Raw genomic sequence first — 13,211 nt, forward strand, 5'->3', positions numbered from 1 at the left:
CTCAGTATCCCTGCGGGCTGGCGTTGGGATCGGCCTGCGGGATGAGCGCGGCCAGGTTGGACGCATCGCGGGAGACGCCGTAGTGCCCCATCACGTAATTCATCGACGCCGCAATGTTGGCGACCGGGTCGTAGATGTCGTTCGAGGTGCCCGGCTGGTGATACTGCGCGAACGTCCCGGGAACACACTGCACAATCCCGCGCGAACACCCGTTTCCGTACCCGTCGGCGACGCTGTACGTCGAATTCGGCGGTTTGGAGTTGACGTCCCAATCGTTGATTGCATTCGGGTCATAGCTCGACTCGCGCAGGGCCATGGTCAGGTAGCCGTCGATCCAGCGTTGCCGGGCCGCGGGGTCGGTGATCCCGAGCTGGTCGAGCGTCTGGTTGATGTAGTCGCGAGTGGCGTCCGGTCCGGTCGCGAAGTTGCCCTGCTCGTAGGTCACCTGGTCGAGCGGGATGGGCACCGCTTGAGTGCCCGTCTCGCGGTCCGCCTCGAGCGGAGCTTCCCGATTCTTGCGGTCGATTTGTTGGCGGGCTTTGTCCAGCTCGCTGCCCAGGTGCTTGTCGGTCTGTTCGTACTTCTCGGCCGCTGATCGCAGTTTGGCCGCAAGCTCCGATAAATCGTTGCCAACCTGCTTAGACGCATTGTCCAGCGCCGTGCCGGCCTCTTGGCAGGCTGCGCCGGATTGAAAACCCGTGAGGGCGCCGGTCATGCCGCTCAGCGGCTGCGCCAAAGCCATTCCGGACAGCTCGCTTCCGACTTGTGCGATCGCAGTTGCGGCCGATCGCAGAACCGCCGGATCGACGCGCAAGCTTTGGGCCATATCGGTGAATCCTAGGGCACCCAGAACCGGTGACCGGACACAAATTCAGTGGTCAACCGGGTCGGGCGGGTACTGTCGCGGTATCGGCCCTTATCAGCCGCAGAACGGTAGACGATGAGCAACCTGGAGACCTCGCCAGTCGAAATCGACTGTGCCACTGCGCAAGTGACGGGTGTCGAGGTGTTGCATCCACGTGATGTGCCGCTGGGCGGGCCGCGGGCAATCCGGGTACGGCGCACACTGCCGCAGCGGCAACGCTCTCTGATCGGCGCATGGTGCTTCGCCGACCATTACGGTCCCCATGACGTGCGCCAGTCCGCGGGCATGGTTGTGCCGCCGCATCCACACACCGGGCTGCAGACCGTCAGCTGGTTGTTCAGCGGCGAAATCGAACACCGCGATAGCGCGGGCGTGCACGCCTTGGTTCGGCCGGGCGAATTGAATTTGATGACCGCGGGCGCCGGAATCTGCCATTCCGAAGTTTCTGTCAACCGGGATGAGGCGCCCGTGCTGCACGGCGCGCAGCTGTGGGTGGCGCTGGCGGACGCCGATCTCAACACCGGCCGCGACTTCACCCACTATGTGCCCGAACCGGTTTCGCTGCGTGGCGGCGTCGCACGGGTCTTCCTTGGCCAGCTCGATGCTGGCCGCTCACCCGTGCAGACCTTCACTCCCCTGCTCGGGGCACAACTCGACCTGGATCCCGGCGCAGACGTCACGCTGGACGTCGACCCGGCATTCGAACACGGTGTGCTGTGCGATCAAGGCACGCTCAGCATCCACCGAAAGGGTTTGGGTATCGGCGACGTGGGCTATCAGGGCCCCGGCAGCTCGTCACTGCGGCTGCACAACGACGGCGACCAACCTGCGCGCGCCCTGTTATTAGGTGGCACCCCGTTCACCGAACTGTTGGTGATGTGGTGGAACTTCGTCGGTCGCAGCCACGACGAGATTGTCGGCTACCGCCAACTGTGGGAAGACGGCGACCAACGGTTCGGCGACGTGCCGGGCTACCGCGGCTCGCCTGCGCGGCTGCCCGCCCCTCCCCTGCCGACGACCACGTTGCGGCCGCGCCCGCCGGTGAACAGAAAGGAACCCACATGACCACCGACAAGACCGGCGCACAAACCACGGTCAACGCCGAAAACGGCAAATACACCATCGCGGTCGACGGCAAAACCGCCGGGTACACCGCCGTCGCCGACCGCGACAACCAGCGGGTTTTCTACCACACCGAGATCGACGACGAGTTCGGCGGACGCGGCCTGGCGACCATCCTGGTGCGAGAAGCGCTCGAAGCCACCCGCGCCGACGGCAAACGCGTCGTCCCGGTATGCCAGATGGTGGCAGGAGTGCTCAAAAAGCATTCCGAATTCAATGACATCGCCGATCCGGTCACGCCGGAAATCCTGCGGTGGGCGCAGTCTCTGCCGATGGGTTGACGACCTGTCGCGCCAGAAAAACCGGAACGGGCGCGGTCTGAGCCGTTTTAGGCTTACCGTCGTGCCTGCATGCCGCCGCAGGGGTGAGACGATGTTGCTCTCCACCGGGCGGCTGTGCTTTGTCACGGGCGACGACCCGGCTCGACCAGGCAATAGATAAGGAAGGGGTGGTCGGTGATACGTCGTATCGCCGTAGTGCTGGCGGCGGTGACGCTGGCGGTGCTGAACGCGCCTCCCGCACTGGCGATCACGCCTCCGGTGATCGATCCGGGCGCCATGCCGCCCGACGAAACCGGCCCGGACCAGCCCATGGAGCAGCGCAAGATCTGTTCGGCGCCCACCTCGTTCCCGGACGCCAAGTTCGCCGATGCGCCCTGGTCAAATGTCTTTTTGCACGTCGCCGACGCGCAAAAGTTCGCTACCGGCGCCGGGGTGACGGTCGCGGTGATCGACACCGGGGTGAACGCCTCGCCGCGGGTGCCGGCCGAGCCGGGCGGAGATTTCGTCGACAAGGGCGGCAACGGCCTCTCGGATTGCGATTCGCACGGCACCCTGACCGCGTCGCTGATTGCCGGCCGGCCGGCACCCACCGACGCATTTGTCGGTGTCGCGCCCGAAGCACGGCTGCTGTCGTTGCGCCAGACGTCCGAGGCGTTCCAACCGGTGGGCGCGCGCATCGACCCCAACGACCCCAACAGCACCCCGACGGCCGGCTCGGTGCGCAGTTTGGCGCGCGCGATCGTGCACGCCGCCAATCTGGGCGCCAACGTCATCAATGTCAGCGAAGCGGCGTGCATCAAGGTGACCCGCCCGATCGACGAATCCATGCTGGGCGCGGCGGTCAACTATGCGGTCAACGTCAAAAACGTGGTGATAGTCGTCGCGGCGGGCAACACCGGCCAGGACTGCAACCAGAATCCGCCGCCCGACCCGTCGGTCCCCAACGATCCGCGCGGGTGGAAACAGGTCCAGACGATCGTCACACCGGCGTGGTACGACCCGTTGGTCCTGACGGTCGGCAGCATCGGTCCAGACGCAGCGCCGAGCAACTTCTCGATGCACGGGCCGTGGCTGGGCGCGGCCGCGCCCGGCGACAACGTGATCGCACTGGGCTACGACGGAATGCCGGTGAATGCGTTGCAAGGCCAGGACGGCCCGGTTCCGATTGCGGGAACGTCGTTTTCGGCGGCGTACGTGTCGGGGGTCGCGGCGCTGCTGCGCCAGCGATTCCCTGACCTTTCGGCCGCCCAGATCATCAACCGGATCACCGCGACGGCGCGGCACCCCGGTGGTGGTGTGGACAACTTCATCGGCGCGGGCGTCATCGATCCCGTCGCCGCGCTGACCTGGGACCTGCCGCCCGGCGCGAAGACGGCCCAATTCAATGTCAAGCAGCTGCCGCCCCCGGTGTACATCCCGCCGCCGGACCGCGGCCCGATCACGATGGTCGTCGTGGCGGGCGTTGGTTTGGCGCTGGTATTGGGCCTGGGGGCGCTGGGCCGGCGAGCGCTGAGGCGCCGATGACGAGCGCGGTGTCCTTGCGGTTCACCACCGGGCACGGGCTGGTGGCGGCGGCGGTGGCGCCGGCCTGTATCGCGGCGGGGATGAGGCTGGGTTATCCCTGGGTTGGCATCACGCTGGCGGTGCTGGTGGTTCTGGCGTCCGTGGTCACGGTGCGGGGTAGGCGGCTGACCGGCTGGATTCAGGCGCTGAACGCGTGGCGGCGACGCCGTCGCACCGCTCCCCCTGCGCCGTCGGAGCCGGCGGTAGGGGCCACCGTGATGCCCGGAGATCACGTGGCGGTGCGCTGGCAGGGCAATCACCTAGTGTCGCTCATCGAGTTGGTCCCGCGGCCGTTCACGCCGACGGTCGTGGTGAACGGGCAGGCTTACACCGACGACATGCTGGACACCGCGTTGGTGGAGCAGTTGCTGGCGGCGCACTGTCCCGACCTGGAGGCCGACGTGGTATCGGCTGGTTACCGTGTCGGTAAGACCGCTCCTGCGAACCTGGTCGGGCTGTACCAGCAGGTGATCGGCCCCTACCCCGCACCGGCTAATCGCCGGACGTGGATCATGCTGCGGGCCGACCCGGAAGTCACCCGTAAATCGGCGAACCGGCGCGCCGCGGGCGTCGCCGGACTGGCCCGGTATCTGGTGGCCTCGACGACGCGGATCGCCGATCAGCTGGCGAGCCATGGCATCGACGCCCGGTGCGCGCGCAGCTTCGATGCTTTCGATCAGGCCACCGAGATCAGCTTCGAGCGGGAGACCTGGTCGGCGATCAAGGGACGCAGCGCGTTCACCGCGGCCTACACGGCGCCGGGCGGGCCGGACGTGTGGTGGTCGGCGCAGGCTGACCACACCATCACCCGGGTGCGGATTGTGCCCGGCATGGCTCCCCAGTCGACTGTCCTGCTGACGACGCTGGGGAATCCCAAGACTCCGCGCGGGTTTTCGTGCTTGTTCGGTGGGCAGCGCGCGGCGCTGGAAGGCGAAGCGCCGGTCAGCGATCAGCACCATCAGTTGCCGATCGGGTCGGCGGGCGTGCTGATCGGTGAGACGACAGAGCGCTACCCGGTGTACATGCCGTTCGACGACGTCGACGTGAGCATCAACCTGGGTGATGCGCGGCTGTTTACGCAATTCGTGGTCCGCTCTGCGGCCGCGGGGGCGGTTGTCACGCTCGAACCGAGGTTTAAGGAATTCGCCGGCTACGTGAACGGCCGCATTGGGCGGGTGAACAAGGTGGTGTGGCCGAATGCCACGACCTACCTAAGCCCCCAAAAGGGTATGGCCCGCATCATTCTGCGCCACAATTTCATCGGTACTCCGCGGCACCGCCAATTGCCGATCCGGCTCATTCACCCGCGTGAGGAAAGCCGCTACCAGGCCGCGCTGGAGAAGTAGGAAACGAGAGGCGACGACGTGAACGTACAAGTCGAAACCGAATCCCTTCGCAAGAAGGCGGAAGATATCAGTTTGCCCTTGCCGGAGATCCCCGGCGGCGTCCTGACGCCAGACGAGCTTGAGATTTCCACACACGCGACCAGCCAGCTGAATTGCTCCTGGAATTCACTGACGCAATGTCTGAAGGCGGGGGAGCGCGAAGCCCAGCGTCTGGCATTTTCGCTTAGGGCCGCGGCTGACGCGTACGACCACCAGGACCAAAAGTGCGCGGCCGCGATCGACCCTGACGGAAACGGTAACGCGAACGTCGCGCCGGAGCCGGTCAACTTCGGTGGCATCCCGGATTCCATGGGTGTCGAGCATTGGACCTATCCAAACCCGGGGGACTGGCATATGGCGGGGTCTGGGCAAGCGTGGGATAGCCGAGCGAGAGTGATCTATGCAGGGGACTTGCAGGCGTCAAACGTCCAACGCATGGTGGATAAATGGACTGAATACGCCGACATCCAGCTCGAAACATATAAGAGCCATTTCACTCCACCGCCGGATTGGCATGGCGACGCCGCTGAACAGTGCGCCGCGGCGATTAGGGCCCACCAAAACTGGCTGACTGGCGTTCAGGCGAAGTGTAAAGAGTTAGCCAATCAGGCCGCGAACTTCAAAGCAGCGCACGACAAGCTCGTGCAAGAACATCCCACAATGCAGGATGTAACGGATTACGAAAACGCCAGCGTTTTCGACCCCGACTCGTGGGGCGGGTATGCGCGTAATCAATACCGCTCAGACTTTGCGATGGCTCACTACCACGGCGGTGGTTCGCTCAGCCAGGTGAAACCGGATGACCCACCGCGTCTTTCGGGCCTGCCGCCTGTCACACCCGGTGACATAAAAAAGGCGAGCAGCTTTCCGCAGACGCCGGGATCGCCGGGCGGGCCGGGCAGCCCAGGAGGTGGCGGTACCGGTGGAGGCCGCGGCGCGCCCAGCATGCCATCGGTGCCCACCCCGCAGATGCCGAGCACGCCGGAGATGCCCAGTACTCAGCAACCAGCAGCACGGACGGGTGGCATGCCAGGCGGCATGCCCAGCGGTGGTCAGCAGGGCGGCGGCAAGGGTGGCGGGATGCCGGGCGGAATGCCAGGAGGCATGCCCGGCGGCGTGCCGGCGGCGGCGAAGCATACGCCGAACGTGCCGCACGGGCCCAGTGTCAAACCGGCACACGCCGGAGGTGGCGGAGCAGGCACCGGCGGGGGTGGCGGTGCCGCGCCTCTGCAGCCCGCGGTGACTGCCAAGGCTGTAGCGCCTTCCGCGGGTGGCGCGCACGGCGGCGGCGGCGCGGCGGCGGGAACGCCGGGTGGTGGAGCCATGGGCGGCGGTATGGGTGGCATGCCGATGGGCGGTCACGGGCAGGGCCAAGGCAAAGAAAAGCGCCGCACGCCCGGGTTGTCGCCCGACGAGGAGCTCTACAAGGAGGATCGGGCCTGGACCGAGGGTGTGATCGGCAACCGCAAACGGAAAGATGCTGCAGAGACTAAGGATTCGAAGTGACCGAGGAGATGCACCCGCACGTCGCGGCTGTACTGCATCAGGCTCAGCGGTTGCAGTCGGTCATGGACGACCAGCTGTACAAGATGCAGAATGAAACATTCACCGCGACAGATGAATCCAAGACAGTCGAGGTGACCATCAACGGCCACCATTGGCTTACCGATGTTTACATCAAAGATGGTCTGCTGCGGCTCGGTGCCGACATCGTCGAGCAGCGGATCAACGAGGCATTGCAAATAGCCACGAGTCAGGCGACCGCATCGAGTCAGGCCGACCAAGAACGGATCAACGCCGTGCTGGCCGAGATCACCGACGAGCTGGGTGGCCTGGCCGGCGAGATTACTTGACAGCCGCAGCCCATCCGTTGGCTTGGGTTGTTGCCCAACAAGAATTGCTCAACATAGACGGTTATTCAGGACAAGCGCCCTGAGGATAGTTTGTTAGCGGAGCCACGGCCGCGCGACTTGGTCATCAAGACGCCGCCCGGGCATCATCCGTGCTTTCGCGTAACGCCGTGTCCCACATGGCCACAGATCACGCGACGCGGCCGTGCCTGCGGTTATCCGCGACAACTGGCCGTCTCACTGGTCGTGTCAATTTGATGCGTCGGACTGGTCGCATCGTCTCTTAAGCTGGTATGCGGGTACTCGGGTAGCATCTGGCAACAGTCGAGGGCGCCCGGCCTGTGAGTGGTGGCATTGTGGTTGAACACGACCAGGAGGTGGGTATATGAGTGTGCCGCCGTCCCAGCCACCGCAAGGGCCATGGCAACCCCCTCCGTCCACGCCCGGACAGCCTCACGCACAGCCCTCAGGACAACCTGTGCCTCCGTACGCGCCGACGCCGGGGCAATATCCCGCCTGGCCGCCAATCGGTCCACCCAAGAAGAACAACGGTATTAAGTGGGCATTAGCGGCAGCCGCGCTGATCGCCGTTATCGCAGTTGCGGTGGCGGTGACACTAGCTGTCACTCGAAGCGGTTCAAGCGGCAATCCGAATGACGGAGGCGGCTCGAAAACGCCCTCGGGTATTGCCAGCGCTAACGATACAGGCCCGGTCACAGTTATCACCGACGAGCCGACTTGCGCCAAATTCACGCCAATTAACAGCGGCTTCGCAAATCAAGCAAAAAGCGGGTGGAATGACCGCGACCCTTCGATCCCTGTCGCTAATTGGTCGCCGGACCAGCGAGCCCAATATATGGCGATGGGTACCGCGATGCGCAACACGGCCGACCAGTTCGTGCCTTTGGCGAGGCAGACACCACATCGCGTGGTGCGTGAACTTTACGAACAATTCATCGCCTACGCGCACGCCTATGCTGACAGCCTAGCTAACTACACCGCTTCGGATGATCACCTAGCGCTAGTGGCCACGAATGCTTCCTCCACAATTTATTACGTCTGCCAGGCTATTTCAGAAGGGTCGGCTAGTACTTGGGGGCCGTCCGTTCCGCCAGTGCCAGCGCCGTCGCATCCGGCAAAGCCGGGCGATCCCGCTAACCCACAACAATTTCTCAGCGCACACGACTCGATTTGTGCTAACTGGAACGCTCTGGCAGACCGCTACCACTCGGACGCTGCCGCGTGGTTAACCGTCGATTCCCGAACTCCGGCGACCCAGTGGACGCCGGATCAAAAGTCGATCATCGATGGGGTGGAACCGGTGATGTCCACGTACGCCGACAATGTTGAGCAACTAGGTCGTGGCAGCAGTAACGCTGCTATTCAAGATTTCGCGATGGTCATTGCCCAGTACCTTCGCGCCTACGTTCGCGGATTGCCCACTTATATAGCGTCCGATAGCTATTTGGCCGCAGCTACTAACACGACGAATGCGGTTGTCGTGGAAGCGTGTAAATTTGTTGGGGGTTAGGCGATGACGACGATTCCGCAACCTACAGGCAACTATGCTGCGGAAATGATATCCGGATTATGGCCGGATATCAATGAAGATGAGTTACAGGCTCGTGGTGAGGTGTTCTCACAGGCCAGCTCCAAGTTAGGTCAGGTGATCCAAAACTGGGCCCGTGAGCATCATATGGTTTTTCATGACGACATTTGGTCAGGTGGGGCCGCCACTGCTGCCGAAAAGGTGCTGCAGCAGCGGCTTAACGAGATGCAGGAAATGCGCGACAAGCTCGACTCTGTTGCGAAGTGGTATCAGGATGGCGCCAAGACAGTACACGACGCCAAGAGCAAGATCAGCGATGTCGTGCAAAAGCATCAAAAGAACATCAGCGGTTTCAGCCATAATGATTCCGACCTTGACACGAAAATCCAGAACGAAATAACCGCAGCGTGGAACGAAAATGCTGAGATCGTCTCCAACGAAGGCTCGCAGTTGGGACTGAAGCTGCAAATGCCGGCGCCGCCCAGGCCCTCCTCAAGTAAGCCAGGCGGTGGCGGACTGCCCGCTGATGCACAGGGGCAGCCGCCAGTGCAGACGTTCGCGACGAATAACGGCCCCGCAGGCAGCACACCACCCGGCGACCCATCACAACAACCGCCAGCACAGACATTCGCCACCAATAACGGCCCCGCAGGAGGTACCGGTCCTGCTCCCGGGCCGTCGCCGGGGCGGCCTGCCGTGTCGCCCGCGGCTTCCGCGCCGAGCTTCTCACCGTCGGCTCCGAGTACCCGCGGTGCTCCGTCGCCAACGTCCGGTACGGCACCATCCATCGGTACGCCTAGTGCTGGCAGTGGAACACCGAGTGCGCCCACAGCGGCGCAGTCGGCTGCACCGCAGAATCTGTTCGGCGACGACCGCCGGGCAGCGGATTCGGGTCCCCCGCAAAACCAGGATCCGGCAAAGGCGGGCGCCGGCGGCCCGCCGAATTCAGGTTTGCCGCCAGGGTTGGCCTCACCGGCCGTGTTGCCCGCCGCTGCCGGCGCTGGCGCCGGTACCGCGGCGGCTGCGGCGGCAGCGGCCGCCAGCACCGCTCCACCTACCCCGTCAGCCCCGGTGGAGCACACCGGGGCGGTTTCGGGGACACGCGGTGTTGGCGGCGGCGGTCACGGCGGGGGAGACAGCGGGGGTGGAGGCAGCGGTTTGGGCGGACTGGCTGGCGGCCTCGGCGGACTTTCCGGGGGCCTAGCTGGCGGAGGCGGTTCCTCGTCGGGGGCAGCGCCGCTGGGTCCACCGCCGACACCACATCAGGCAGCACCGGTTGGTTCCGGCGGCGGCCATCGCAGCGGACCGGTCGGCCCAGGAACTCCAGGCACCCCGCTGCAGGGACCTGGCGGTCCCGGGGTGCATCCCGCTTCGACCAGCAATACCGGCGGTGACGCGGCGGCCCCAGCGCCGGTCCCGGTGTCTGCCGCACGGCTTGAACGCGATGCGATTTTGGCGGCCACCACTGCCGACGCGGTCCGGCGCAAACACGGCGGCCACGACCCGATGAGCTTGGCGCACCGGATCGCTGCGGCCCTCAACGCCCCCGACATGACAACTCAGATCCTGACGGCGAGCACGTTCTTCTGGATGACTGCGCTGACCGCTGATGGAGACATCGTCGTAGCCAACAACTACGGGCTGGGCTTCATCCCGGATCGGGTTAACCTGCCTGAACCGGTGCACATGGCCACCACAGATCAGACGATCCCAGCCGCGGAGCGCGCCCGCTGGGCCACATACCCGGTGGCCGCGTTGTTGGGCTGGGCCGCCCACCACGGGACGGTATTGCGCGCGGTGTTCGCCACCGCCGACCAGTTCAGTGGTATCGATCCCGGCGCTTCCAAGAAGGTAATTGAACCCGCTGACATTCCGGCCAGTGGCAAGATGCAAGGTCGGTCCCGGCTACAAGTCGTAGCACCGGCGTTAGCTTCGCAGCTAGCTACTGTCAGCGACTTGAGCCTGGTCGACATGGTTCCCCCGGCGCCAGTCGATGCCACTCCGCCAGATGACCAATCCGCGAAGTTGTGGTTTGAAGCATTTAAGCCTCTGACTTGGAGCTCCTCTGATCGCGAGCAGTTGCACCTGGCGCGATTTGTGGATTATGTTGCGCACGCTCGAGATTTGGCGCTGTACCACGCACATAACGCCGTCCATGCGGAAGCTCAACGCGCGGCTGTCGCCGACTGGCTCTACTGGAACCACCTTGCCGGGCTCGTCATTGATGCTCTGGCTGAATCGGCTCCGGTGTCATAGCGCAGGACGTCACAACTACAGCCGTCTGCGGGACGCCGCATCACGATCACGAGAGGAGTGTAATGGCGGACTTTCGCGGGTTCTTGCCCCGACGCCATCGTTTTCATCCTCGGTGACGCGCAGGAGCGTGTCCTTGGCGGGATTGACCTAGGCTGCTGACGAACACTCTTCATTGCGATCAATGGCCACTGTAGCGCGAGGAGAACCACGGTGACGCACGACAACGACGGCGGTTATTCTCCGGCCTCACCGGGTCAGATCGGACCGCAGCCGGCTTATCCGCCGTACCCGCCGCAGTACGGGCCAGGCCAGTTCGCGCCCCCACCTGGGCATCCCGCATCGCCATCGTGCCCCCGCAAACGTCGGTGGCCTTGGGTCATTGGTGCCATGCTCGCCGTGGCGGTAGTCGTGCTGGCGCTCGGCGGTTACGCCGCCACGCGCGGCAGAACCAACAATGCGCCGCAGACGGTAAGCGTGACCTACGAAGTGACCGGCAGCCCAGGCTCGGTGCAAATCCGATATCACGACTCCGAAGGTCACTTATCCGAGCCGCGAACCGTAACCCCGCCATGGCAGACGCAAGTGCTGGTGCGCGATAAAAGCGGGATGCTCTACATACGAGCAGAGAGGCCGGGCTCGTCCAACGAACCGTTGACGTGTCGCATCACGGCAGATGGCAAGTCGATCGACCGAAGGCAATCGGCGGGCGGATTCGTGTTCTGTAGCGGCTATTTCGGCGGAAATTAGCATTAGCATTAGCGATTAGCTGCGGTCGACTACTGATGCGGCGTTGCTACCAATCCGGATCGCCGCCGTACCGTCGCGCGAATTCGTGCGCAGCCGCTTCGTCCGCCTGTTCCGGTGTGGGCATACACAGGCCATGCGACAGACTCGCGCTGATTGCCGAAGGGTCATAGCCAATTCCCCCCAACCCCTCCACCAGGAATGCGTGCGTGACCGACAGCGCTTTAAGCCGGGCCAGGTCCGCGATCACGCGGATCTCTTGCGCGAGTTCACCTTCGGTCATGTTTGTCACCTTCGGCGCGAGCTCGACATGGTGCACACATCCATTGATAGCAGTCGTCACCGCCACCGATCCGGATGGATTGGTCACCGTGAACAGGGGCGAAGCTTCCTCCGGCTGCTCGGACTCTGGCGCGGCAGGGTTTTCGCTGGATCCATCGGCTTGCGGCTGTTGCTCGTCAATGGCAAGAAAGTCCAGTGCGGCAAGATCGCCGTGCAAATGGCCGTCATCATCGCAATCTTCTGCGTCGTCCCAAGCATCCCACATTCCACTCACAATGCCCCTTTTTGGCTAGTCACTCGTCAAGCACCGGCAAATCACTTGTCAACTCAGCCCCCGGGACGCATCTGGCTGTGGAGTCGGTCTTTTTCAGCGGCATCAATCTCGTCGTACTTGGTGGCGGCATGTTCAAGCTTCGCGGCGAGGTCGCGGGATGCCTCTTGGACAGCGGTTGCCGCCGCAAGTCGTTTATCCTCTGCGTCTTTGAGTGCCTTGGCAGTCACCGCGCAGATCGACCCGTGCGTAACGCTCACCTTCTCGTCGACCCTGTCCACGGCCAAGGTCGCATCGCCGATTTCACGAGCTGCGTCGTTTTGCAGCTTCGCCAACGAACGGATGTATTCCGCGATGATATGCAGCTCAGTCATTGCCGTATTCTCCGGTCATTCGTCAGTGCTGGGCGACGAACTGGGACTCTCCGATGCATTGCCGACAGGCCGCACGGGCGCCCGCTCGCCACCCGTGCCCGAGGAAGCACCGTCAACCTCGTTCGAAACCCGTGGTGCTGCCGATTCGCCCGCGGTTGGGCTATTGGCCCGGTTCGGAGGCGCCGGCCGCGGTCCGGACGTCTGGAAAAATTGACTGGTCGACACGCCGCGCGCGCTGCTGCCACTGTTGAAGTTCGCTGCATGGACTGCTGCCCCAGCTACAGGAGCCGCTGCGGGCGCGCTTGATCCTTGGGAACCTGACCCCGGCGACATGCCGCGGGATGACGGAACAGTTGGTGCGGGCACAAAACCAGGCCGTGCAGGATTCGTCGGATCGCCAGGCTGGCCAGACCCCGGAGCCGGCTTGGAGGACAACCCTTTTGGCGGATCGAAGTCATTGCTTGAATCCGAGATCACGACACCAGAGGCCACTTGCTGATACATCGTATTCGTCACTTGGCGTAGTGTGGCCGCGTTGGCGTTAGCCTCGTTGTGCATCTGCCACATCTTCGGCACGCACTGGTCCATGGCCTGAGCCGTCCCGGGGAGTCCGGAGACTGATTGTGTTGGATCACCCCGCTTTTGGTGGGGTGCGTCTGTGATCGTAGT

At 64.0% G+C, this 13,211-nt stretch carries 13 protein-coding genes and 1 pseudogene; 10 read left to right on the forward strand and 4 right to left on the reverse strand.

Annotated elements, in window-relative coordinates; all coding sequences use genetic code 11:
- Nucleotide 1 precedes the first annotated feature (1 nt).
- Nucleotides 2–826 (reverse strand): type VII secretion target, encoded by an 825-nt coding sequence (locus AWC14_RS17275; RefSeq protein ID WP_052425609.1) that lies wholly within the window; start codon nucleotides 824–826, stop codon nucleotides 2–4.
- A gap of 114 nt (nucleotides 827–940) precedes the next feature.
- On the opposite strand from AWC14_RS17275, the gene AWC14_RS17280 reads away from it, so the two are divergent.
- The 8 genes and pseudogenes from AWC14_RS17280 to AWC14_RS30325 form a co-directional block, all read left to right on the forward strand.
- A complete protein-coding gene (locus tag AWC14_RS17280; protein ID WP_045380301.1) occupies nucleotides 941–1,930 on the forward strand; it encodes a pirin family protein in 990 nt (329 codons plus the stop codon).
- On the forward strand, nucleotides 1,927–2,268 hold the full coding sequence (locus AWC14_RS17285) for a GNAT family N-acetyltransferase (protein WP_045380299.1): 342 nt from the start codon (nucleotides 1,927–1,929) through the stop codon (nucleotides 2,266–2,268). The genes AWC14_RS17280 and AWC14_RS17285 overlap by 4 nt, the downstream gene beginning before the upstream one ends.
- Nucleotides 2,269–2,445: 177 nt before the next feature.
- Nucleotides 2,446–3,792, forward strand: coding sequence for a type VII secretion-associated serine protease mycosin (gene mycP, locus AWC14_RS17290; RefSeq protein ID WP_057003381.1), 1,347 nt, complete (start codon nucleotides 2,446–2,448; stop codon nucleotides 3,790–3,792).
- Nucleotides 3,789–5,177, forward strand: a complete 1,389-nt coding sequence (gene eccE, locus AWC14_RS17295) for a type VII secretion protein EccE (protein WP_045380297.1) — start codon at nucleotides 3,789–3,791, stop codon at nucleotides 5,175–5,177. The genes mycP and eccE overlap by 4 nt, the downstream gene beginning before the upstream one ends.
- Nucleotides 5,178–5,195: 18 nt before the next feature.
- Nucleotides 5,196–6,722, forward strand: coding sequence for a PPE domain-containing protein (locus tag AWC14_RS29995; RefSeq protein WP_045380295.1), 1,527 nt, complete (start codon nucleotides 5,196–5,198; stop codon nucleotides 6,720–6,722).
- A complete protein-coding gene (locus tag AWC14_RS17305; protein WP_142281735.1) occupies nucleotides 6,719–7,069 on the forward strand; it encodes a YbaB/EbfC family nucleoid-associated protein in 351 nt (116 codons plus the stop codon). The genes AWC14_RS29995 and AWC14_RS17305 overlap by 4 nt, the downstream gene beginning before the upstream one ends.
- 475 nt (nucleotides 7,070–7,544) lie before the next feature.
- Complete coding sequence (locus tag AWC14_RS28300; RefSeq protein ID WP_142281736.1) at nucleotides 7,545–8,597, forward strand: hypothetical protein; 1,053 nt, start codon at nucleotides 7,545–7,547, stop codon at nucleotides 8,595–8,597.
- Nucleotides 8,598–8,642: 45 nt separating this feature from the next.
- Nucleotides 8,643–8,867: pseudogene (locus AWC14_RS30325) on the forward strand (hypothetical protein); the annotation flags it as partial.
- Here the strand turns inward: AWC14_RS30325 and AWC14_RS28305 are convergent.
- The gene (locus tag AWC14_RS28305) at nucleotides 8,787–8,975 is read right to left on the reverse strand and encodes a hypothetical protein (RefSeq protein WP_142281737.1); all 189 of its coding nucleotides are present in this window, start codon (nucleotides 8,973–8,975) and stop codon (nucleotides 8,787–8,789) included. The pseudogene AWC14_RS30325 and the gene AWC14_RS28305 overlap by 81 nt on opposite strands.
- A gap of 1,059 nt (nucleotides 8,976–10,034) precedes the next feature.
- On the opposite strand from AWC14_RS28305, the gene AWC14_RS17320 reads away from it, so the two are divergent.
- Both AWC14_RS17320 and AWC14_RS17325 read left to right on the forward strand, forming a co-directional pair.
- Nucleotides 10,035–10,871 carry a hypothetical protein gene (locus AWC14_RS17320; RefSeq protein WP_045380289.1) on the forward strand — a complete coding sequence of 279 codons (837 nt, stop codon included), beginning with the start codon at nucleotides 10,035–10,037 and terminating at the stop codon, nucleotides 10,869–10,871.
- A 396-nt stretch (nucleotides 10,872–11,267) separates the two neighbouring features.
- Complete coding sequence (locus AWC14_RS17325; protein WP_158089917.1) at nucleotides 11,268–11,618, forward strand: MmpS family transport accessory protein; 351 nt, start codon at nucleotides 11,268–11,270, stop codon at nucleotides 11,616–11,618.
- 46 nt (nucleotides 11,619–11,664) lie between these two features.
- On the opposite strand, the gene AWC14_RS17330 is transcribed toward AWC14_RS17325, so the two are convergent.
- Together AWC14_RS17330 and AWC14_RS17335 are read right to left on the reverse strand one after the other, a co-directional pair.
- Nucleotides 11,665–12,162 carry a DUF2694 family protein gene (locus tag AWC14_RS17330; protein ID WP_045380283.1) on the reverse strand — a complete coding sequence of 166 codons (498 nt, stop codon included), beginning with the start codon at nucleotides 12,160–12,162 and terminating at the stop codon, nucleotides 11,665–11,667.
- A gap of 62 nt (nucleotides 12,163–12,224) precedes the next feature.
- Nucleotides 12,225–12,542 (reverse strand): ESX-1 secretion-associated protein, encoded by a 318-nt coding sequence (locus AWC14_RS17335; RefSeq protein WP_045380280.1) that lies wholly within the window; start codon nucleotides 12,540–12,542, stop codon nucleotides 12,225–12,227.
- Nucleotides 12,543–13,211 lie beyond the last annotated feature (669 nt).

This window comes from Mycobacterium kyorinense, from assembly GCF_002101735.1.
Taxonomy (GTDB): domain Bacteria; phylum Actinomycetota; class Actinomycetes; order Mycobacteriales; family Mycobacteriaceae; genus Mycobacterium; species Mycobacterium kyorinense.

Bases quoted from the DNA above. Each gene is read 5' to 3' on its own strand.
- AWC14_RS17275 (WP_052425609.1), bottom strand. From the start codon at position 826: ATGGCCCAAAGCTTGCGCGTCGATCCGGCGGTTCTGCGATCGGCCGCA.
- eccE (WP_045380297.1), top strand. From the start codon at position 3,789: ATGACGAGCGCGGTGTCCTTGCGGTTCACCACCGGGCACGGGCTGGTG.
- AWC14_RS17280 (WP_045380301.1), top strand. From the start codon at position 941: ATGAGCAACCTGGAGACCTCGCCAGTCGAAATCGACTGTGCCACTGCG.
- AWC14_RS28305 (WP_142281737.1), bottom strand. From the start codon at position 8,975: ATGGCTGAAACCGCTGATGTTCTTTTGATGCTTTTGCACGACATCGCT.
- AWC14_RS17285 (WP_045380299.1), top strand. From the start codon at position 1,927: ATGACCACCGACAAGACCGGCGCACAAACCACGGTCAACGCCGAAAAC.
- AWC14_RS17330 (WP_045380283.1), bottom strand. From the start codon at position 12,162: ATGTGGGATGCTTGGGACGACGCAGAAGATTGCGATGATGACGGCCAT.
- AWC14_RS17335 (WP_045380280.1), bottom strand. From the start codon at position 12,542: ATGACTGAGCTGCATATCATCGCGGAATACATCCGTTCGTTGGCGAAG.